Origin of the sequence: Synechococcus sp. PCC 7502 (assembly GCF_000317085.1) — a bacterium.
Lineage (GTDB): Bacteria > Cyanobacteriota > Cyanobacteriia > Pseudanabaenales > Pseudanabaenaceae > PCC-7502.
Genome location: NC_019702.1, coordinates 542,739 through 564,659 on the forward strand (window position 1 = coordinate 542,739; position 21,921 = coordinate 564,659).

A 21,921-nucleotide genomic window follows, 5' to 3' on the forward strand; every position below is an offset into this window, starting at 1 on the left:
GATTTGCAAGGAATTACACGAATTTTGGAATATCTTGTGAATATCAGCTATTTTAACCTAGCCCCCGTTATATATAACTAATATGCAGGGTATAAGCATTAGTCGCATTACTCTATTGTTAGCGATCGCCGCAATGGGGGTAGGGATAGTCCTAAGTATCCAGTTTCTGATTAATCCTTTTTCCTTACCTTGGGTCGAACTAGATCAACCTGCAACAATAGCTCAAACCTTAAGTTCTATTCAAACCCTAGATCAAGTTAAAGCCGAGTTATTAGACTCTCAATTTTTGCTTGGTGATCAACCCCTAATACTGAAGGATAATTTTCAGGTTTATCCAGTTTTAGATAAAGACTCGAAGGCAATTCGACAAATTAGAATTTATCAAACCCTAGGAGCTGATTTGTGGCAACAGCAAAAAAAGTTTAGATTAATTAAACAAACGGAAGTTACCGAACTAGAAGAAGCATTTATTAAAGCCCCATCTCTAAAATATCAAGCTCATCCTCCCCAAATTAAGGAAGGCAATACTTTAGCTCTGACTCAACTCCAATCCATTCCATCTATTAATGGCGAAGCTCCCAGTCAAGGGCTGTGGTTTATGGCGATCGGTAAACTCAAAGAAGGAGTATATGGTCGAGTATTTTCCTATATGCCCAATCAAGCTATCAATATGGAACTGGAATGGACAAATCCTAACGGTAAAATACCCCACTGGCAAAGATTTCTCACCCTCCAAAATCCCGAACCTGATTTAGTTATCGATCAAACCCAAAACTTAGACCCACGGTTTTTAGTTTTTCGCCTTGAGGCTACCACTAATTCTACTAATCCCCTCCAGTTTCGTACCTTGAATCTCCATGAGGCTCCAGCTATGCCTAAGATTTATAGTGATGCCTTAGTTTTGGCAAGTGGTGGATTATGGTCACCTGCCTTAGCAAAATTTGAGTCCTTAAAAGCTGATTTGCAAGCTAAAAATGACCAGTGGGAACCAGTAATCCAAGAACAGTACGACCTCATTCGCTACCATGCCCAGATTACCGCCGATTTAGCGCAAAATCTTGATGCCGATTATGGGATGAACTCCTTGGCTCTAGCTATGAATGGACAGTGGGTCGAAGCTTTCCAAAATTTGCAAGGGTCTGAGTTTGTTGCCAAAAGTGTTATAGATACCTTAGCAACCAAGGCAGGAAATATATGGCTAAGGGTAGATGCGGCTTTGGCAGTGGAACCGATCCCAGAAATAGTGCTATGGGGCAGCGTAATTGTACTGCAATGGGATGATTTACCTACGGCTGAACAATGGCTGCGATCGCATTGGCAATTTCCCAAACGAGATGTTTCTGAAGCGATTAGCCTATTACAAAGATTAGACTTAGCTCCCTTAGGCATAGACCCGCAGCAGTTTATCGGCACCATACAATTATTGGGCAACTCGACCGATCGCCCATGGCAAATTACCCCGCCGCCTTTACTGGATGGACAAACTTGGTATGAGGTAGATATTTCCGTAATTCGGGATCAAGAAGTATGGCGGAATGCCCCGTTTCCTAAATTGGCAAAAAGATCGAAGTTAATGATCTGGAAGGCTTTGGGACTAGAAACCAATAATATCCTCACCGTAGATGTCCCCAATAGGGAGGGAGAAACCATAGATTTAATAGCTCAGTCAATTTGGGTAGGTGAAGATGGGCAAATTAAGCTTTTGGCAACGGGTGCGCCAGAGTTAGGGCAGAGTTTAACCAATGCTTTGGGGTTAGTAAAGGGCGGTAATATCTTTTTTGAGGCACGTGGCACCTACGATACCTTAGGTAATTTAAATTCAGGGGTGTTTGACCAAATTTCCCGAACTATCTATCAGCAATTGTCAGCTTACGGCAAAGTATCAGTTAGTGAGGCGGAATTAAGCCAAAAACTATCACGGTGGTCACTAGAACAGGTCAATCTCCAAACTAAAACTAGTAAAGACATATTATTAAAAATTGATCGAGACAAAGTTGATCTGGGCGATCGCTCTTATCCTATAGTCATGATCTTTAGTAAAAATGGTGATTTATTATTTGAGGACATTTCCCCTAGTGCGCCAAATCAATGGGTAGCATTACTTCCCGGTGCCGAACCCCAAAAGATTTTAGTCAAAACCAATGGTAATTATCAAAGCCTAGCTTTAACACCCTAATGCGGCATAGATGTTTAGTTTATCAATGCGATCGCCCAGTTCCTTATCTGCAGGCATGGAGATGGCAGCAACAATTGGTAAAATTACGCCAACAGGAGCAAATCGAAGATGTTTTAATAATTTTAGAGCATCCATCGGTTTATACCTTAGGGCAGGGTTCCAGTTGGGAGTTTGTTAAATTTGATCCGCAGCGATCGGACATTGAATGGCATCAAATCGAACGGGGAGGAGAGGTAACTTACCATGCGCTGGGGCAGTTAGTGGCTTATCCAATCTTAAATCTGAAAAACCATCAACAGGATTTACATTGGTATCTACGACAGTTAGAAGCAGTAATTATTAGAGTTTTGGGTAGCTATGGCATTAATGGCGAACGAATCACAGGATTAACGGGTGTATGGGTCGATGGTAAAAAAATTGCCCAAGTGGGAATCAAAGTTAGTAAATGGGTAACTATGCATGGGTTATCCCTGAATGTAAATATGGATATGACAGGATTTGGGCAAATTGTGCCTTGTGGCATCAGCGATCGCCAAGTTTGTCAACTGCAAGAATTTATCCCTACCATCAACCTAGAAACAGTGACACAAAGACTGATCGATGCTTTTACGGAGGTGTTTGCTCTTGACGTAGTGATGACTCCTATCCCTTTTCAACTATTTTGTGACACGACCGAATATCGGTGATGACTAAAATGCCAGATTCATAGTCAGAGGCTTTATTATAAAATGGTATTAACTTTTCCTTAATGTATTCTTTTGCTTTATCTAAATCCCAATCCCAAGCTATTGTTTGTTTGCCTTCCAAGTAGCTCCACCTAATACTTAAATCCTCTTTTAATATTTCTGGTAGTTTTTGGGAAACTTCTCTTACCTCTGATGGATACAAATAAGAAGCATGAAATTCATTGTTTTCAATATTGTGACATCCCATCAAAGCATTGATTAGTAAAAATTCTTTCCCCTCCATATCATGAGAAATGATAAAAGATGGCATAGCAAAATTTTCGCTTCCTGATAATAAAAGATGAAGGTTTGCCATCCAATCTTCCCCACGAGTTTCTAATTCAGGGAAATAGTCAATACTATCCGCCCAAAAAAATTTAACAGCCTCAAACCCAGTCTCTTCTATTTCTTGAATGAAGTATGAGGAAATAAGAATGGCTCCATATCCCATAGACATAGCTAAACTCCTAACTCTTTTTACCAAGCAGTATTGTGAATTTAAGCTGCCACACAATCATCTTTAATAACTACTCCTTTCCCATTAAAAGATTAGGTATTGGGGGCGTTTGCCCCTAAGAAGAGGTTGCCCTCCATTTAATTAGCACATGAATATTTATGGACTTACAGAATTTTAAACAGATTTTTAATAAATTGAGCCACGATTAGTAAATCCAATAGGCTAAAATGCGATCTTAGGTTATTAATGAATAAACCATGCTTGATCCAGATTTAAAGACTATTCAACTCAATCAACAGGAGTATGAACGGTATTCTCGCCATCTTATTCTGCCCGAAGTCGGAGTAGAAGGACAAAAAAAATTAAAAGCTGCCAGTGTCCTTTGTATTGGAACTGGTGGTTTAGGTGCGCCTTTATTAATGTACTTAGCTGCTGCTGGGGTAGGACGCATTGGCATTGTTGATTTTGATATTGTTGATGCTTCAAATCTGCAACGTCAAGTTATTCACGGCACTTCTTGGATCGGTAAGCCCAAAATTGAGTCTGCTAAAAACCGGATCTATGAAATTAATCCCCATTGCCAAGTTGATCTGTATGAGACCATGATCAGCTCGGAAAATGCCCTAGAAATTATGGCTCCCTATGACATTGTGGTCGATGGCACAGATAATTTCCCTACCAGATATTTAGTTAATGATGCCTGCGTATTATTAAATAAGCCCAATGTCTATGGTTCTATCTATAGATTTGAGGGACAGGCAACGGTATTTAACTATAAAGGTGGGTGGTTGCGTCCAGATAACTGGGATAGTTTATCTGCTCCAGAAAAGAAAAGCTTACGGGATAGCGATCGCGACTGGATTTATGATGCTAATGCTACAGCCCCTAACTATCGTGATTTATATCCCGAACCACCCCCTCCTGGTTTAGTGCCTTCCTGTGCTGAAGGTGGAGTTTTAGGAATTCTGCCCGGTATTATTGGCGTAATTCAAGCCACGGAGACCATCAAAATTATTTTGGGTAAAGGCACAAATCTCAGTGGAAGACTTCTACTGTTTGATGCTCTAAAAATGAGCTTTAGAGAGCTAAAACTGCGTCCTAATCCTGTACGTCCCGTAATTACTCAACTTATCGATTATCAACAATTTTGCGGTATCCCCCAAGCCAAAGCTATGGAATCAAACGATCAAACTCAAATCCCTGAAATTACGGTTACTGAACTTAAGGATCTAATTAATAATCCAGATTATGTAATTATCGATGTGCGTAATCCCAGCGAATGGGAAATTGGCAGAATTCCGAATACAACTCTGATTCCACTACCTGATATTGAAAATGGGAATGGGGTAGAGCAGGTTCGGTCTTTAGTGGGCGATCGCAAGTTAGTGGTACATTGTAAATTAGGCGGGCGATCGCTTAAGGCACTGGGTATTCTCAAACAAGCTGGCATCGATGGGATTAATGTCAAAGGTGGAATTATTGCCTGGAGTGAAGAGATTGATAGTTCTATTCCCAAATATTAGATAACTATTAGACCTATTTGTTCGCCACTAATATTAGCCCTAAGCCCCATGACTAAGTGCTTGTGATAAAATCGGAACGTAGGCTCAAGCCCTAACTGAGAACTATGAATGCTTTAACGATCAGCCTAGAGTCCGTAATCGATCTTACTGACGAACAGTTCTTTCAACTTTGTCGCAAAAATAGCGATCTCAGGTTCGAGCGCAATGCTCAAGGGGATATCACAATTATGGCTCCAGAAGGCGGCTGCACAGGAATGCGTAGTGCCAGCATTACCACCGATCTAGTGATTTGGAATCGCAAAACTAAGTTAGGCTTCACGTTTGGCTCATCCACAGGATTTAAACTTCCGAATGGAAGCGATCGCTCACCTGATGCCTCATGGATTTTAAAGGAGCGTTGGGAAGCGTTAACGACCGAACAACAAGCAAAGTTTGCACCGATTTGTCCAGATTTCGTTATTGAATTGATGTCGCCTAGCGATAATTTGAAGGTTACGCAAGCCAAGATGCAGGAATATCAGGATAATGGCGCAAGGCTAGGCTGGCTGATTAATTGCAAAGATCGGGAAGTAGAAGTTTATCGGATTGGGAAGCCTAAAGAAGTTTTGCAAAATCCGAGTTCCCTTTCTGGGGAAGATGTTTTACCTGAATTTGTTTTGAGCCTTACGGAAATTTGGTGATTTGGTAATTAAGATGCCTTCTACGTAATGTAAAAAGAGATTTGCCCCTTTGAAATAGGTATTGAAAAAGCGCAAAATACTTTGGTTTGTGCAACTTGCTTTTAGCTTAATTGCTGGTGCAACTGGCACACTAATTATAACTAGCGTTCTCTGTAGGTAACTCATATTTCTTGCCATTAGTTTTTCTTTCACTTAGCGGATACTTTCAACTTTTCCTAACCTTGTAAATCTAATCTCAATTCTTCTACGGGAACTATCAGAACCGCGATTAATTGGTGCCAAACCTCCCTGTGGTGAGACTAATTGAGCAGCAGAGTAAGCTCGAAATTCTAAATTTTTTAAACTAGGGATTGACTGTAATAGATTCATCACTGCTAAGGCACGCATCAACCCCAAATCAGCATTAGAACCAGCCGTAAGTTTATTAAATGGGACTTGACCGCTAGCAACTAGTTCTAGGTTTTGATCTAAGTTACTTACTGTTGCGCCATTAGCTTGACCATCAGTATGTCCAATAATTTCAATGGTATTAATTTGATACTCCTGAGCATTAGCGGCGATCTTAGTTACTAAATTTTGCGTAATAAAATCTGATAAAGCTGGAGGAATATCTGCACTTCCAGATGTAAATTGATAGGCTCCTGTGTCTTGAATAATAATTATTGGCGGAGCTTCTTTAGGAATTTCTGGATTTACTAAACCTGACTTATTTAATAATGGCTTGATTAAAATCAAGAGAAGAAGTAGGCTCATGATCATAAAAGCATTAGACATCAAATCTGTAAAAGATGCCCAAATATTTATGTCTTCTGTATAAAGTGGCTGTCTTCTACGTTTGCTCATTACTAACTAGATTTATAATCAATTATTTATATATCCATCTCTGAATTATGCATTTTTAGGTAATTAATTAGTTTATCAATTGAATTATCAAGAGATTTTAAGAGTTTATTTAATTCTGAAACTTGGCTGCCATAATTAATATATCTTAACTCTTCAGCATGTTTATCAATTTTGGTGCTAAGTTTATCAGTCAAATCATTCCCAGTTTTAATATCTCTCAATAGTTCCAGTATTTGAGTCTTAAAGTCCGTTGTAAATTGCTGTATCTGTAACTTTGTATTATTAAAAATTTCAGATTGATCCTTTTGTTGTACTGATGTTTGACTTCCTACATTAATTAGTTCTTGAATTAGACCATTACTTGTTCTGAGTGCGATCGCAAACTCATCTAAATTGAGAGTCTCTTCAATATGATTAAGCCTATCCTGAATTTGAGATATAACTGTATTAATAGTATTCAGTCCTTCTTCCCCAGAACTAATAACTGTGTTTAAAGTAAGTCGTTCGCTGTTAATTGCTTGAAGTATATCAACAGAAATTTGTTGGAACCTTTGATTGGAAATAATTAAATTTTGAACTTGATCGCTAATATTAGAAGCTTGTATTAATGAATTATTGACAGCATTCATAATGTCTCCTAAAGCAGCAATATTAGATTCAGCTTTTTGTAACTCCTGACTAGCACTATAGAGCCTGTTTCATATCTCATGAGTAGCAATTCTTTTTAGCATCAAACGAATAAAGCAAAGATTGAGTTTAGCTGTAGCATTAACGAGAGTTCTCTCAAAGTTCTTAACTAAGATTTTGCATCTTTCAACCCAATTACCCACCTTGTCGGCACAACTACAAACCCAGACAGACCTTTTTCTGCCTTCTGTTGCTTTGATACCTTAGGAGAAATTTCAAACCTAATCTTAGTCATAATCTCAGGATAAACCTTCTGTAAATCAGTCGTCAATTTTTCGATATGATAACCACTATCCAGCAATATCGTAGTTAGGGTAATGTCATCTGGCTTCGATTTGAAGTAATCAATGTTAAACGTTAACATCTCAATCAGTCCTTGGTCATCTGATACATTTGCTCTTGTTAAATACCCAGAGTGTCAACGGCTAAATGTCTTTTGATCCCGTTAGTTGCTTTGTAGGAGCAGAAGCCCTTGGATTCTATACTTGCATTACAAGTATTTTTCACTGCTTGTGAGTCAATGATGATTAAAGTTGTCCATTTTGATTTTTTTTGACTGTTCACGGGCTGTTGAATGCAAAGCTTCCATAATCGCAGTAAATGTACCTGTATCTTTCCACTCCTTGTAGTATCGATACACTGTAGAGAATGGTGGTAAGTCTCGGGGCATATCTCGCCAATTACAACCGTTTTTGAGTTGGTAGAGTATGCCGTCTAAAATTTGTCTTTTTGTCCAAGTTGGCGGTCTAGTTTGCTTTTTCTTTGGGAGCAATGGTTCTATAATTTCCCATTCTTTATCTGTTAGGCTACTTGAGTATGGATTTAGCATTTTCTAAGTATCATACATCTTGCTCATAATAGATATGAAACAGGCTCTATATAACCTTTCAGGAAAGTTAGTCGTCTTAAACAAATCCCCTGCTTCTTTGAGACGCTCTGCCCCTGCGGCTATGGTTCCAGACGCATCCATAAATCTCAAGCCAATATCACGAGCCATCTCTCTTGATTGATTATTAGCATCTAAGATTTCTTGAGCAGGTCTTTGAAATGCTTGTTCTACTACTTCTCTAACTGCAACTCCAAATCTTATTAAGAATTGATCAAATTGGTCTGTCATCCTCTCAATACTTCTATCTAATCTAGTCCTATTCCTAGCTAGATAGACGTTCTCAAAATAATCTTCAAGATAGTTGAAAATCTGAAATTTAAGCCTATTGGTATTAAAAAAAAGATTAATAAAATTAAGAACTACAGCACAAGATAGAGCAAATAAGCTACTAACAAAAGCGATCGCCATACCCTGTAATGGTTCTCTAAGCACATCGATTAAATTATTACCGCTAATATTTTCTAATGAGGGAATAAGGCTGCTTAAATTAATGGTTAGCCCTAGAAATGTACCAACCAAGCCAAAGGATATTAATAGATTTGGTAGAGTACTACAGAAGTTTTCAATAAACTCATAACTGCAATTCCATAATTTTTGTTCGTTGTAAGCATGATCGATGATAACCGTAACATTAACCTTCTCTAAGTCAAATTCTTTAAAACGCCCTTCTAACTTCTTAATGAATTGATGATCGCTTAATGATTCATTTTGAAGCCTTTTTGTGTTTTTATACAAATCTCTTAAAGAAGACCAGAGTAAAAATCTCAAAAAAACTGAAATTAAACTAAAGCCAATGCAAGTATAAGCAATTAGAGAAACAATTACGTTGCCTTGTGCTAAGTTTAGTATTTTATCCATTAGCTTTGATATTTTGGTAGTGCGTCAAAGTAAAGTAGAGTAGGTGCAAATATTATCCCAAGTCCACTTTCTATTGGTTAAATTAGCTCTCTGGGCAGCAGTTGTCTTTTTTCGAGAGTGAATCCATATCCAATTAAAAAATGTGACTAATAATCTGACTGCTATTTCAGTCCACTCCCATAACTTGCTGAATTTATGCTGTCGTCGATGAAATCTACCTGTCTGTTGCCTTAAAATACCATTCGTCCTCTCTATTCTTTGAGTGCGATCTTTGCCGATATAGTGTTCTACATATTCTGCCAACACTCTCTCATATCCTCCCCACCCATCAGTATTCCAATGCTGGCAATCGGTCTTTCCTAACTATCTCCTCAATTAATTCATCCGTATGTTTTCCTACTCTTGCCGCTAAAATCAATCCACTATCATTACCTATGCTTACCCCAATCCAACAGTCTCCTGACTCAAGTTCTGTTGGTAAGCAGTTTTTCTGTTTTTTCCTACGAATGACCACATTTCATCACTACTGATTTCTTCTGTCTCTACTGCTTTAACTTCTTGGTTATGAACCATTTGGGCTTTCTGTGAGGCTTGTCTAATTATGCTAACCACTGTGTTATATGCTAATCCACTCAATCTTGCTATACCTCGTAAGCTTACTCCTTCACTTTGGCTTTGCAGGACTAAATGAATCTTTTCTGCATCTATATGCCGATGATAGTAAATCGTATCCAAGGTCTCCACAAATGTCTTCTTACATTTAGGACATTCATACCTGACGTTGCCTTTGCTGGTTGTACCATGTCCATAAACTTTATGATGTCCACACAATAGGCATTCCATGTCTTTATCTACTATCTCTTTTCTCTATACTACCTCATCTTGATGCACTACCTAATTATTTGAGATCAATAAAAAATTCAAACTTCTTAAAAATGAGCAAGGAAAGATAAATATAGATTATAAAAACTTACCGTAAAGAAATTGGGAGCTTTATTTTCTTATAGGCTTTTGAAGAGGATACTCTTGATCATGAATAGTAAACATATTTGGATTTTTCAGAATATCTAGCATTTCAGAGGCTTCTATTGCTCTAGCAGTATCTGCCTCCGTCCAATCTGTTACGTCAAGATAAATAGCATCTTCAGATCGACCTTCATTATTAATTCCTGGCTCAGTAGCTATCCCGATAATATGATGAACATCTGGAAACTTAAGTTTTACAACAGAGCAGCAAGCTTCTAATAAATTTCTGCGTGATTCCCGATATTGTTCGTAATTCATCCAATCAAATTGTGGAAGTGTTAGAAAAACGTAGAAGGCTTCTTGGGTTGATTGACAACAACCATAACGAGTTGCACGCCTATCCCTAGGTGCTGATTCGATTAGACCCCAAAGCGCTCCTGCAAGGATTCTTCTGCGAAAGCGTGATTCCCGTGCCAGAAAACGTAGAAGGGGTTCTGTTCCTTTGACATTAGGATGAGTTGCAAAATACTGCGTATCTTCCAGCACGTGCTTACTGAAGGACTCAATCAACTTATCCCAAATATAGCTGACTCTATCAGCCGAGATCTGAGCTTGACGCTGGGGGCTTTGACTGAAGTCCTCCCAATGACCTTCATCGAAGCAAAGGTGAGTAACTCGCTCAGTAGCAGCAGTCGATATAACAAAATCGTGTTCATCCTTTTCATTTATATTCTTTAGGTAATATGCCAATAGATCTTCTTCACTTGCGGCAATAACAACCGTATCGGATCTAAGAAGTTGCTCTTTTTTGGTTAAGTAAGAAACAAAATCTGAAATAGTATCCAATGTACCTAAAACAATATCTAAAGATGTGTCACCTAGAATATGAACAAAAGTATGACTTGGATCAATATCTCCAATAATAAATGGGATACCATCATTGTCATTTATATAATGTTCATCACCTTTAATGGAAGTATTAATTACGAGACTACCACTACCTCCAAGTTCTTGTTGACAGCGCTTAGAATCTCCATGTGCTACAACAATTAGGTGAAATATTGCTGTTGACAAATCAGGCAAATCAAGGGGTAAAGGTATGGTACATAGATGATCTAAAAAAAGGTGATTTTGGTTTCGCTTAATTAACCTTTCAGCACCCCATAGTTGATCTGCTGATTTCTTTACTGCTTTTTTAAACCATCTGTTCCAATCAAGCCCAAGTTGATCGCTATTTGGAAACTGGCAATCTTTGTCTGAAAAAATAATAATGTGATTCTCGAAAACTACTAACAAATCACAGAGTTCTTTCCCTTCCCTTCCTTTACCTAAGCCTTGATCTCTGAATACTCCTGAATAGCTCCAAAGTGACAAAAATGTACGATCACAAAGAAGTTTTAAGTAACGTTCAGATTCAGTAATGCCATCTGCTCGTAAAATAGGCATAATTAATTGTAGGTATTTGCGACTCTGAGACTTTTTTACTTTATCATCACCTTAAACTGGTTGAGTTAGATTATTTTGCGAATTCCTAATAAAAGTCCGTCATATAGGAACTAGGCTCATTTGGTTTAGTTTTAACTGAAATATCTCCGTTGACAACAACCTGACAAGCTAAACGGTAATTATCTGGTTTGCGTTTGAACTTAAAAGTTTCAAAATCAGTACGGGGTGATAAATTTTCTATACCTTTCGTAATTTCCACCACACAGGTACCACATTGACCATAGCCTCCGCAGTTTGTTAGTTTTTCCATAACAACCTCTTCATCGAGTTCAACGGGCTTAGGAGTTAATTCTTGTCTCATAGCGATCGCCTAAAATCAACTAATGAAACCAACAGGAACCCAATATTTAGTATTTGAGGCACTTGATACCTTGAAGGTGATTAAATGATACTTTTTCAATCCAGATACAGGAATTTGGTTTATAGAGGGTTTAAGTCCTATAACTAATATTGCTAAAATTATGCCTAATAGTTCTATTGAATTAGCAAAGGTTGAAGAATGAGCCAAGATGTTAAAGCCAGAATTAAAGAGCTTTTTGCCATAGGCGATCGCCGTCACATACAGCAAGGTAGAACTGGTGCAGTTAACCTGAATGAGTTACTCATGCCTGAAGAAGCAAGCGAATTATCTAAATTATTAAATCAACTGCCTTCTAAAAAGCCTAGTCCTGTGAATTTAACTAAATCTGCCTGACATTCAAATCAAAAACTTAATTATTATGGTTAATGGCAATCGTTTTGGGTCACTAATTTTGAATATAGGCTTGGGTCTAATTGCGATCGCCCTATTATTTCCCTTAATTTTTGTTATAATTACTTCCTTTGCTCCAGCTACATTTAAGCCCACTGAAGGTTTATTTCCTAAAACTTGGACGGTTGCTAATTATCAAAGGGCATGGCAACAGGGAGAATTTTTATTAGCTTTTTTTAATTCAACTTTTGTAGCGATCGCCGTTACAGGCTGTCAAATCTTTACCTCGGCTTTAGCTGGATACTCCCTAGCTCGTTTGAATTTTAAGGGACGTAACGGGGTTTTATTAATTGTCTTAGCAACTTTAATTATTCCGTTTCAGCTATTAGTAATTCCCATATTTTTAGTATTGAAATGGGGACACTTGGTTAATACCTATGGTGCCTTAATTTTACCTACGGCTGCCAATGGTTTTGGCATTTTCTTAATCCGTCAGTATATTCAAACTATTCCTATTGAATTAGAAGAAGCTGCTACTTTAGATGGGGCAAATCGCCTACAGGTATTGTGGAATGTAATTTTGCCCTTGACTCGTCCTGCCTTGGTAACCCTATTTATTTTTACCTTTATTGGCGAATGGAACGATTTATTTAAGGCTTTGATTTTTACAACTAGACCCGAATTAAAAACGGTTCAGTTGGTTTTATCAGGATTTCAAGAACTATTTACGGCGGATTGGTCGCTATTAATGGCGGCAGTAGCGATCGCTACAATTCCTGTGATGGTTTTATTTGCGATCGCTCAAAGACAATTTATTCGAGGGGTGGCAGCTACTGGAATTAAAAATTAGCAGAAATTAGAGCTAAAAATTAGAACTAGCGGGTAGCGTATTTTTTGGAAATTTTACGCAAGCGAATCGATTCAGGTGTAACTTCCAGAATTTCATCGGGTCCAATATATTCCAAAGCCCGTTCCAAGTTCATTTCAATCGGTGCCTGTAGTTGGACGATGTCATCAGCACTGGCAGCCCGCATATTAGTTAGCTGTTTACTTTTACAAATATTCAACTCCAAATCTTGGGGGCGGTTATTTTCGCCAATAATCATGCCTTTATAAACTTTGGTACCGGGCTTAATAAAGAACACACCACGATCTTCGGCATTCTTCAGAGAAAATTCTGTGGCTACGCCTTCTTCAAAGGAGATTAAAACCCCATTGCGCCGAGTATCAATATCCCCAGCCACAGGACGATAATCAAGGAAGCTATGGTTCATGATTCCCGCACCACGGGTGGCACGCATAAAGTCTCCTCGGAAGCCAATTAGACCACGGGCAGGTACGATAAATTCCAGTTGCGATCGCCCACCCAAAGACATCTGCATATCTACCATTTCGGCACGGCGTTGTCCTAAGCGTTCGATACAACCACCCACAGCCTCTTCAGGGACATCCAGCACCAAAGTTTCATAGGGTTCGCACTTTTGTCCGTTAATTTCACGGTAAATAACCTGAGGCTGGGTAACCTGAAACTCATAACCTTCACGGCGCATGGTCTCAATTAAGATACCTAGGTGCAATTCACCTCTTCCTGCTACAGCAAAGCGATCGGGAGATTCGGGATTTTCTTCCACCCTTAAAGCTACGTTGGTTTCTAGTTCACGGAACAGGCGATCGCGCACTTGGCGAGTGGTAACTAATTTGCCTTCTTGTCCCACAAAGGGTGAGTCATTAATGCAGAAGGTCATCTGTAAAGTTGGTTCATCTACCTTAATCATGGGTAGAGCTTGGGGATCGTTAGGACAGGTAATGGTTTCTCCAATATTGGCAGTGGCAAAGCCAGCGATCGCAACAATATTTCCCGCCGAAGAGCTTTGTAATTCCACCCGTTTTAAGCCATCAAATCCTAACAGCTTAGTGATTTTACCCTTGGTAATAGTGCCGTCAGCAGAGATTAAAGCCGCTTGCTGTCCAGCATTAATGGTGCCGTTGTGGATTTTGCCAATGACAATCCGACCTAAATATTCGGAATAATCCAAGGTCGTCACTTGCAGTTGTAGGGGTTTTTCTGGATCACCAACGGGAGGAGCAACGTGATGCAAAAATGCCTCAAATAGTGGCTTCATGTCCACGCTTTCATCCTCTAGCTTTTCCTTGGCAAAGCCTGCTAAACCAGAGGCAAATAGGTAGGGAAAATCACACTGATCATCATCAGCACCTAGTTCTAAAAATAGATCAATAACTTTATCGATCGCCTTAAATGGCTCTGCGGAGGGACGATCAATTTTATTGACCAAGACAATCGGGCGTAAACCTTTTTCCAGTGCTTTTTTAAGTACAAATCTAGTTTGGGGCATAGGTCCTTCATTGGCATCCACAATTAAAATGCAGCCTTCGACCATACCAAGTACTCGTTCCACTTCACCACCAAAATCCGCGTGTCCGGGCGTATCAACAATATTAATTAAAGTATCTTTGTAGCGAACGGCTGTATTTTTGGATAAAATTGTAATTCCACGCTCACGCTCAAGATCGTTAGAGTCCATGACACATTCAACAACTGCTTCACCAGCTCTAAATGCCCCAGATTGTTGGAGAAGTGCATCAACAAGGGTAGTTTTGCCGTGATCAACGTGGGCGATGATGGCGACATTACGGATAGGTAAAGACATGAGATTGGTAGATTTTTAATGTTTCTTCATTTCGATCTTAGCAGCAAATGATCTTACCCGTAAATTGAAACAGTAGCGGAAAGTACCATTTACTACTATTTACTTGGATACTTTACTTAGATACCTAGTGAGAGGCTGTCGCTTAGGGAATACTATAATCAAGAAGGAAATCCGCCTTCTGCTATCATCAAACAACTAGGATCACTTCAGTAATACTAGACATAAACTAGAAATAACTTAACAGCGTCATTAACATCCCTATATGGCTAAAACCCAATACGAAACCATTATTGGACTCGAAACCCATTGCCAACTGACAACCGAGACTAAAATTTTCTGTGGTTGCTCCACTCGATTTGGGGTGTCTCCCAATGGTAATGTCTGTCCTGTGTGTTTGGGAATGCCAGGAATGCTCCCTGTTTTGAACGAAAAAGTGTTGGAATATGCAGTTAAAGCAGGACTTGCCTTGAATTGTGCGATCGCTCCCCTCAGTAAATTTGATCGTAAGCAATATTTTTATCCCGATCTGCCCAAGAATTACCAAATCTCCCAATACGATCTCCCCATTGCCGAACATGGCTGGTTGCAAATTGAGCTTGAAGATGCCATCACTAAAGAAGCCAAAAGTAAAAAAATTGGCATTACTCGTCTGCACATGGAAGAAGATGCGGGTAAATTAGTCCACGGGGGCAGCGATCGCCTTTCGGGTTCTAGTCATTCTTTGGTGGATTACAATCGAGCGGGTGTCCCATTGTGTGAAATCGTTTCGGAACCTGATATTCGCTCTGGGGCTGAAGCTGCGGCATACGCTCAAGAATTACGTCGTATTTTAAGATATTTGGGTGTATGTGACGGCAATATGCAAGAAGGTTCTCTGCGTTGTGATGTCAATATATCCGTGCGTCCTGTGGGTACAGAAAAGTTTGGGACTAAGGTTGAGATCAAAAATATGAACTCCTTTAATGCCATTCAACGGGCGATCGACTTTGAAATTGAGCGTCAAGTGGAAGCTTACGAATCAGGCGAACCAGTGATTCAAGAAACTCGCCTCTGGGAAGAGAATTCCCAACGCACCATCAGTATGCGCACAAAGGAAGGTGCCAGTGATTATCGCTATTTCCCTGAGCCAGATTTAGTAGCGATCGCTGTTCCAGAGCAAACCTTAGTTAAATATCAATCTGAATTACCCGAATTACCCGCCGCCAAACGGCAAAAATATCGAAATTTGGGTTTAACCGCCTACGATGCTCAACTGATTGCTGACGATCGCTCTGTAGCAGAGTATTTTGAAGCTGCGATCGCCCTCGGTGCCGATCCTAAACAAGCATTTAATTGGATTATGGGGGATATTACTTCTTATCTAAAAGAACAAAAGCTCAAAATTGCTGATATTCCCCTAAACCCAACAGTTTTAGCAGAGTTAGTATCTTTAATTACCGATGGAACTATTAGTAGCAAAATTGCCAAGGATATTCTGCCTGAACTTTTGGTAAATGGCGGATCGGTTAAAGCATTGGTCAAAGCCAAAAATCTCACAGTGCTATCTGGGGATGCCTTAGAAAAAATTATTGATCAAGTAATTGCTGCAAATCCCAAGGAGCTAGAACAATATCGGGCAGGTAAAACTAAACTATTGGGCTTCTTTGTGGGACAAGTAATGAAAGCCACCAACGGGCAGGCTGCACCTCAAGCTACTAATCAATTACTCAGCCAGAAACTTAATACTTAGCTAAATGAGATACTTCGCTAATTTTTAACTTCCTTAGCTGCAACGCTAGCAAAATAAAACCCTAAAGCTGATCCAGTTAGAGAACCTAAAGCTACTAGAATTAAGCTAAAAATATCCTTTACCTCGGTAAAACTAACTGTATTAAAGGCAAAGGCGATCGCCAGTAAAATTACAACTACCCTAGATATGGCAGCACAGAGTTGAAGATGGAAGTGGAATAGTAAATAAGATAAGGCGATCTATTGGAAAAAACTAGTAATATTCCAGTTCTTCGATATGGAGTTCTTTTTGTTCATCATTAAGTAAAATTTGCAAATAATGAAAGAATATGAACTATGAATAACAGCAAAGTTCCTGAGGGTATCAATAAATGGAATTGGGGAGCATTTTTACTCACTCCATTCTGGTTGCTTTCCCATCAGGAATGGGTTGGGTTGATTTGTTGGCTACCTCATTTAATATTCAACATAAACTTAGCGTTATTGATGTCAAGCCACAACAAACTATTAGGAGCCAACTTAATTATTTTCACAATAGTAGTTAGACCCATTCTTTTTATAGTTTATATTTGCGTAGCATTATATTTTGGTGTATACGGGAACGTTCGTTTTTGGGGAAAAACAAATTTAACTAGTGTGAAAGAATTTAGAATCCATCAAAGGAAATGGGCAATAGGTGGAATATGTTTTGGGATACCATACTCTTTACTCAATTTTTACTTATGGGAAAGATTTATAGATTGGGAATATTTCATTATTAATCAATACTGACTAAATAACACCTATGATTCGGAGAAGCTTAATCGTAAAACCATAGTAGTCTGCGATACATTGCTAATTTTTAGGTTCCTTTGCTGCAAGAGTACCAAAATAAAAGCCCAAAGCTGACCCAGTTAAAGAACCTAATGTCACTAGAATCAAGCTAAAAATATCCTTTGCCTCAGTAAAACTAACTATACTAAAGGCAAAGGCGATCGCCAGTAAAATTACCACTACTCCAGATATAGCAGAAATGGTAATGACTAAAATCAGGGTAATTGCTGTGCCAAATTTACTAACCTTATTAGCATCAGGATTAGAACTAGTATTTGCGATCGGTTTATCTATTTCACCCATAACCTAACTTTTTATTTACAGGACTTACGCAGTATCGAAGAAAAACCTAGATTTAAAAGGGGGTTTGGGGCAAAGACCCAACTGAGGGCGCAGCCCTCAAACTTCCTTTAGCCAGCACTTTATAAATTTTAGTGCGTGAGTCCTAATTTAAAATATTTTAAAGTTATTGAAAGCGGTAACTCCTTGCCTAAAAAATACAGAATTAGGCAATAGGAACTGTAAGTTGTATAGATGGTCTTAGCTCTAAATTAGCAAACCACTGCGCTAGAAAAGGATACTGATTTTTCCAATCATCACTAATTCGTAGGCTTAAATAGCCCAAAGCCGATAAAACACTAATATCTACAATTGTCCAGTCATCCCCCATCAAGTAGGTATAATTTACGAGTTTTTGTTCGCACACACCTAACAGCCGATCAATAATTTTCTGTAGTCGCAGGGTATTGCCAACACTTGCTTGCTCACCCTTACGTTTCTCCATCCATAAAGCTATACTATTGTCAGCGATCGCATCACCTAATTCTTCCCATTGCCGACACTGAAGCTTAATCGAGGCGGGATAAAAACTAGGTTCAGGATATACCTCGTCTAAGTATTCTACAATCAGGGTCGAATCCCACAGAGTAGTACCATTTTCATCCACAAATACAGGAATTTTACCGATGGGAGAAAGTTGATAAAACTCGGCTGATCTATTTGCCAAATCTACTTCTTGGGCAGTATAACTTAAATTTTTCTCGGCTAAAACAATTCTGACCTTGCGGGCGTAGGGCGATCGCTGGGCATAATATAAAGTTCTGGACATAGTTTAAATCTCATTAATTCTAAATTACGAGAATCAGCTAAACTTATACTATTGACATAAATTTAACCACACAAATTTTAAAAATTAGGGGATATTAAAATCATGGAAGTTAACTTCTTAGGATTAGTAGCAACAGCAATGGCAGTTTTTGTACCCACTGCATTTTTGTTAATTCTTTATATTCAAACTGCTAGCCGTGACGAAGAAGCTGCCAAAAAATAATCAAGGTAAGCTTGAATGCTACATTTGCCATCTAAAACATTGACATTGGCGGACTTTCTTAAATTATCGGAAACAAAGCCCGCTAGTGAATATATTGATGGTCAAATCATCCCCAAACCAATGCCACAAGGAAAGCACAGTGTGATTCAAGGAGAACTTATATCTGCTATTAATCATGTAGTTAAACCCAAGCTCGTCGCCCGTGCTTTCCCTGAGTTACGTTGTACCTTTGGAGATTGCTCTCTAGTCCCAGATATTGCGGTATTTACTATAAATCGTATTCCCCGTGATCAAAATGGTGAGGTTGCTAATTCATTTACTCTTTATCCAGATTGGGCGATCGAAATTTTATCCCCAGATCAAAGCCAAACAAAGGTTACAAAAAATATTCTGCATTGTCTAAAATACGGAACCCAGATGGGTTGGTTAATTGATCCCAATGAGCAAGCGGTATTTATCTTTAGACCCAAACAGGAAATAGAAATTTTCGATCAGCCAAATAACTATCTCCCTGTACCATCCTTCGCCGATGAACTGAAACTAAGCAATAACGATTTATTTTCTTGGTTACTCGAATAAGTTTGAGTGGCTTTTAGGAAAATCCAAAAAATTAGGGCGCAAGTTAATAACTCACCCCCCACTAATTAGGCAAACTTAAAACTAAAACTTAAGGAGCTAGAGCATTTCCTCTTAATAAGCTGCCAATGGTTTTAGCTGTGATTTTTAACTGGACAAAGGGGTTGGCGGGAACTACGGTTTTGTAAAGATAGCTATCAAAGGTCATTTTCTGCACATCTTTATCCGCACACATTTCCACAAATGCTTCACGGCTGGCATCAGAGTTATAAAATACCCGTTGCAGAATATCTAAAACCTTATAGGTAGCACCGTACTTTTTGTCCCAACGTTTTAGATAAACCTTAAGGTCAGCTTCGGTAGGAATGCGGGTATTATTCTGGGAAAATTCCACGATCGCTTCCGCACACATCCGTCCAGACTTAGCTGCAAAGTAAATCCCTTCACCGCTAGATTTAGTCACATAGCCCGCCGCATCACCAACTAAAGCCACTCTACCCACAACCCGCCGAGGTCTTGGATGTTCAGGAATGGGATGAGCTTCTACTTTAATAATTTCACCACCTTCAATGCGATTATGGGCGCGGGTACGAATCCCTGCTTGCAACTTTTTAATATCCCGTTGATGGGGCTTCATGGTTCCAGTCCCAACGGCAACGTGATCGTATTTCGGGAAAACCCAAGCATAGAAATCCGTGGAGACATCATTGCCCACATACATTTCCGCTAGGTCTTCGTAATATTTCATTTTATCATCGGAAATTTTAATCCGTTCTTGGAAGGCGATCGCATAGTTATAATCACCCGCATCAATTGCCTTTGCCACAACTGAGTTAAAGCCATCTGCACCGACAATTAAATCTACTTCCAAGGATTTTAAGGTACCTTCGATTCCACCATCGGACATATCGGAATAGCTAATGGTGTAGGGCTTATTGCCTTTTTCGACAATTTTTATATCTAAAACTCGACCATTAATTAGTTTTGCCCCTAAATCCTTGGCGCGATCGCGGAGAAAAGCATCTAATAACTCTCGGCGACACATACCAATATACTCACCTTCATTCTCAATTTGAATGTCAACTTCCACATTGCTAGGGGAAATCATCTTCATCTTGCGAACTTTACGGTCAATAATGCGATCAGGAATATCAAATTCGGAAACCATACACAATGGGATCGCCCCACCGCATGGCTTAGCGTTATCTAATTTACGTTCAAATAAGTAGGTTTCAATCCCAGCTTTTACTAATGTCTCAGCCGCACAGGAACCAGCAGGTCCGCCGCCTATAACCGCAACTCGTAATGTCATGTTATCTGCTTTTTAACTTTATGCCATACTAACAGCGACAATAGTTGAGACTCAGGGATCGGACATTTATTTTAACATTTAGTTATAAATACCTGATGCGTAAATCCCAATGGACAAATACAAATAAGAGTAAGGCGATCGCTGACCCTGTGGTTAAATAATATGAATATACAGCGTCTGAAATATTTAGCACTAATGGATAGTAAACATTAATACTAAAGCATCAGTGCAGTTGAGCTATGGTTGTGTAATTAGTAAATTTGGAGATTTGTAGATATGGGTCGCGCCAATAAAGTTGTACTTGCTTATTCTGGTGGTGTTGATACATCTGTTTGTATTCCCTACCTCATGCAAGAATGGGGCGTAAAAGAGGTCATAACTTTAGCGGCAGATTTAGGTCAGGGCGATGAACTAGAACCGATTCGCCTTAAAGCCTTAGCCTCTGGAGCAACCGTATCTTTGGTGCAAGATGTTACTGCCGAATTTGTTAAGGACTACGCTTTTCCTGCCATTCAAGCCAATGCCCTCTACGAAAATCGCTATCCCTTAGCTACAGCCTTGGCAAGACCCTTAATCGCTAAAATCTTGGTGGATGCAGCAGCAGAATATGGCGCAGATGCAGTGGCACATGGTTGTACGGGCAAGGGCAATGATCAAGTTAGATTTGATGTGGCGATCGCTTCCCTCAATCCCTCATTGAAAGTATTAGCACCCGCCAGAGAATGGGGCATGAGCCGAGAACAAACCATTGCCTACGGTGAAAAATTTGGCATCCCTTCCCCCGTCAAAAAATCCTCACCCTATAGTATTGACCGTAATTTATTGGGACGTAGTATCGAAGCAGGGATTTTAGAAGATGCTTGGAATGAACCTCCCGAAGAAATTTATGACTTTACTAAAGCGATCGCTGATACTCCCGATCAACCTACCTATACGGAAATTACCTTTGAACAGGGTATTCCCGTTGCTGTCGATGGCAATGCCCTATCACCTGTGGACTTAATTAAAACCTTAAATGCGATCGCTGGCGGTAATGGAGTTGGACGCATTGACATGGTGGAAAATCGCCTTGTGGGGATTAAATCCCGTGAAATTTATGAATCTCCAGCAATGGTGGTTCTAATTCAGGCACACCGTGATCTAGAAAGCTTGACCCTCACCTCAGACCTAGCTCAATACAAACGGGGGATTGAAGATACCTACGCCAAAATGATCTATAACGGTTTGTGGTATAGTCCGCTCAAGTCTGCCCTTGATGCCTTTATTAAAGATAGCCAAACCCAAGTTTCTGGAACAATTAGAGTTAAATTCCATAAGGGTAGTGCCATCATTGTTGGTCGTAAGTCAGAAAATTCTCTCTATGATGAAGAATTAGCTACCTATACTGAATCCGATCAATTTGATCACAAAGCTGCCGAAGGATTTATCTATGTTTGGGGTTTACCCACAAGGGTATGGTCACAAAAATTGAGGGGATAAGATTTAATAATGC

At 39.3% G+C, this 21,921-nt stretch carries 24 protein-coding genes and 1 pseudogene; 11 read left to right on the forward strand and 14 right to left on the reverse strand.

All coding sequences use genetic code 11. The features are described from left to right. The first annotated feature begins 82 nt into the window (after positions 1-82). Positions 83-2,176, forward strand: a complete 2,094-nt coding sequence (locus SYN7502_RS02620) for a hypothetical protein (protein WP_015167347.1) — start codon at positions 83-85, stop codon at positions 2,174-2,176. Then, positions 2,176-2,862 (forward strand): lipoyl(octanoyl) transferase LipB, encoded by a 687-nt coding sequence (gene lipB, locus SYN7502_RS02625; RefSeq protein WP_015167348.1) that lies wholly within the window; start codon positions 2,176-2,178, stop codon positions 2,860-2,862. The genes SYN7502_RS02620 and lipB overlap by 1 nt, the downstream gene beginning before the upstream one ends. Here lipB and SYN7502_RS02630 read toward each other — a convergent pair. Beyond that, the gene (locus SYN7502_RS02630; RefSeq protein ID WP_041429186.1) at positions 2,819-3,352 is read right to left on the reverse strand and encodes a DUF1877 family protein; all 534 of its coding nucleotides are present in this window, start codon (positions 3,350-3,352) and stop codon (positions 2,819-2,821) included. The genes lipB and SYN7502_RS02630 overlap by 44 nt on opposite strands. Before the next feature lie 263 nt (positions 3,353-3,615). Here SYN7502_RS02630 and moeB point away from each other — a divergent pair, with 263 nt between their 5' ends. After that, positions 3,616-4,881: a molybdopterin-synthase adenylyltransferase MoeB gene (moeB, locus tag SYN7502_RS02635; protein ID WP_015167350.1), complete on the forward strand. Its 1,266-nt coding sequence runs from the start codon at positions 3,616-3,618 to the stop codon at positions 4,879-4,881. 104 nt (positions 4,882-4,985) lie between these two features. Then, positions 4,986-5,561 (forward strand): Uma2 family endonuclease, encoded by a 576-nt coding sequence (locus tag SYN7502_RS02640; RefSeq protein WP_015167351.1) that lies wholly within the window; start codon positions 4,986-4,988, stop codon positions 5,559-5,561. Positions 5,562-5,753: 192 nt separating this feature from the next. On the opposite strand, the gene SYN7502_RS02645 is transcribed toward SYN7502_RS02640, so the two are convergent. The 9 genes and pseudogenes from SYN7502_RS02645 to SYN7502_RS02680 form a co-directional block, all read right to left on the reverse strand. Further along, positions 5,754-6,404, reverse strand: coding sequence for an OmpA family protein (locus SYN7502_RS02645; protein WP_015167352.1), 651 nt, complete (start codon positions 6,402-6,404; stop codon positions 5,754-5,756). A 26-nt stretch (positions 6,405-6,430) separates the two neighbouring features. Continuing rightward, positions 6,431-7,033, reverse strand: coding sequence for a hypothetical protein (locus tag SYN7502_RS02650; RefSeq protein WP_015167353.1), 603 nt, complete (start codon positions 7,031-7,033; stop codon positions 6,431-6,433). Positions 7,034-7,200: 167 nt separating this feature from the next. Next, positions 7,201-7,455: a hypothetical protein gene (locus tag SYN7502_RS21270; protein WP_371257777.1), complete on the reverse strand. Its 255-nt coding sequence runs from the start codon at positions 7,453-7,455 to the stop codon at positions 7,201-7,203. A 38-nt stretch (positions 7,456-7,493) separates the two neighbouring features. Continuing rightward, a complete protein-coding gene (locus SYN7502_RS21275; RefSeq protein WP_246828903.1) occupies positions 7,494-7,655 on the reverse strand; it encodes a hypothetical protein in 162 nt (53 codons plus the stop codon). Further along, on the reverse strand, positions 7,609-7,920 hold the full coding sequence (locus tag SYN7502_RS02660; RefSeq protein ID WP_015168135.1) for a transposase: 312 nt from the start codon (positions 7,918-7,920) through the stop codon (positions 7,609-7,611). The genes SYN7502_RS21275 and SYN7502_RS02660 overlap by 47 nt, the downstream gene beginning before the upstream one ends. A gap of 3 nt (positions 7,921-7,923) precedes the next feature. After that, on the reverse strand, positions 7,924-8,838 hold the full coding sequence (locus tag SYN7502_RS02665) for a hypothetical protein (RefSeq protein ID WP_015167354.1): 915 nt from the start codon (positions 8,836-8,838) through the stop codon (positions 7,924-7,926). 24 nt (positions 8,839-8,862) lie between these two features. Next, positions 8,863-9,681, reverse strand: a pseudogene (locus tag SYN7502_RS19225) (IS1 family transposase). 150 nt (positions 9,682-9,831) lie between these two features. Further along, positions 9,832-11,250, reverse strand: a complete 1,419-nt coding sequence (locus SYN7502_RS02675; RefSeq protein WP_015167355.1) for a hypothetical protein — start codon at positions 11,248-11,250, stop codon at positions 9,832-9,834. A gap of 85 nt (positions 11,251-11,335) precedes the next feature. Beyond that, positions 11,336-11,611 carry a 2Fe-2S iron-sulfur cluster-binding protein gene (locus SYN7502_RS02680; protein WP_015167356.1) on the reverse strand — a complete coding sequence of 92 codons (276 nt, stop codon included), beginning with the start codon at positions 11,609-11,611 and terminating at the stop codon, positions 11,336-11,338. 198 nt (positions 11,612-11,809) lie between these two features. On the opposite strand from SYN7502_RS02680, the gene SYN7502_RS02685 reads away from it, so the two are divergent. Then, entirely contained in the window at positions 11,810-12,004 is a 195-nt protein-coding gene (locus SYN7502_RS02685; protein WP_015167357.1) for a hypothetical protein, read from the forward strand. Between the two features lie 25 nt (positions 12,005-12,029). After that, positions 12,030-12,851: a carbohydrate ABC transporter permease gene (locus SYN7502_RS02690; protein WP_015167358.1), complete on the forward strand. Its 822-nt coding sequence runs from the start codon at positions 12,030-12,032 to the stop codon at positions 12,849-12,851. 25 nt (positions 12,852-12,876) lie between these two features. Here the strand turns inward: SYN7502_RS02690 and typA are convergent, their stop codons facing one another. Beyond that, entirely contained in the window at positions 12,877-14,670 is a 1,794-nt protein-coding gene (typA, locus tag SYN7502_RS02695) for a translational GTPase TypA (protein ID WP_015167359.1), read from the reverse strand. A gap of 262 nt (positions 14,671-14,932) precedes the next feature. Between typA and gatB the strand changes: the two genes are divergently transcribed. Together gatB and SYN7502_RS02705 are read left to right on the forward strand one after the other, a co-directional pair. After that, positions 14,933-16,399, forward strand: coding sequence for an Asp-tRNA(Asn)/Glu-tRNA(Gln) amidotransferase subunit GatB (gatB, locus tag SYN7502_RS02700; RefSeq protein ID WP_015167360.1), 1,467 nt, complete (start codon positions 14,933-14,935; stop codon positions 16,397-16,399). Positions 16,400-16,734: 335 nt separating this feature from the next. Further along, a complete protein-coding gene (locus SYN7502_RS02705) occupies positions 16,735-17,169 on the forward strand; it encodes a hypothetical protein (protein ID WP_015167361.1) in 435 nt (144 codons plus the stop codon). Between the two features lie 63 nt (positions 17,170-17,232). On the opposite strand, the gene SYN7502_RS02710 is transcribed toward SYN7502_RS02705, so the two are convergent. Further along, on the reverse strand, positions 17,233-17,514 hold the full coding sequence (locus SYN7502_RS02710) for a hypothetical protein (RefSeq protein ID WP_015167362.1): 282 nt from the start codon (positions 17,512-17,514) through the stop codon (positions 17,233-17,235). Between the two features lie 202 nt (positions 17,515-17,716). Next, positions 17,717-18,319: a glutathione S-transferase family protein gene (locus SYN7502_RS02715; RefSeq protein WP_015167363.1), complete on the reverse strand. Its 603-nt coding sequence runs from the start codon at positions 18,317-18,319 to the stop codon at positions 17,717-17,719. A gap of 102 nt (positions 18,320-18,421) precedes the next feature. On the opposite strand from SYN7502_RS02715, the gene psbM reads away from it, so the two are divergent. Together psbM and SYN7502_RS02725 are read left to right on the forward strand one after the other, a co-directional pair. Next, positions 18,422-18,541 (forward strand): photosystem II reaction center protein PsbM, encoded by a 120-nt coding sequence (gene psbM / locus SYN7502_RS02720; RefSeq protein ID WP_015167364.1) that lies wholly within the window; start codon positions 18,422-18,424, stop codon positions 18,539-18,541. A 15-nt stretch (positions 18,542-18,556) separates the two neighbouring features. Next, positions 18,557-19,120 carry a Uma2 family endonuclease gene (locus SYN7502_RS02725; protein ID WP_015167365.1) on the forward strand — a complete coding sequence of 188 codons (564 nt, stop codon included), beginning with the start codon at positions 18,557-18,559 and terminating at the stop codon, positions 19,118-19,120. Between the two features lie 88 nt (positions 19,121-19,208). Here SYN7502_RS02725 and chlP read toward each other — a convergent pair whose 3' ends face one another. Further along, positions 19,209-20,429, reverse strand: coding sequence for a geranylgeranyl reductase (gene chlP, locus SYN7502_RS02730; protein ID WP_015167366.1), 1,221 nt, complete (start codon positions 20,427-20,429; stop codon positions 19,209-19,211). Between the two features lie 276 nt (positions 20,430-20,705). On the opposite strand from chlP, the gene SYN7502_RS02735 reads away from it, so the two are divergent. Continuing rightward, on the forward strand, positions 20,706-21,908 hold the full coding sequence (locus SYN7502_RS02735) for an argininosuccinate synthase (protein ID WP_015167367.1): 1,203 nt from the start codon (positions 20,706-20,708) through the stop codon (positions 21,906-21,908). The last annotated feature ends 13 nt before the right edge of the window (positions 21,909-21,921 follow it).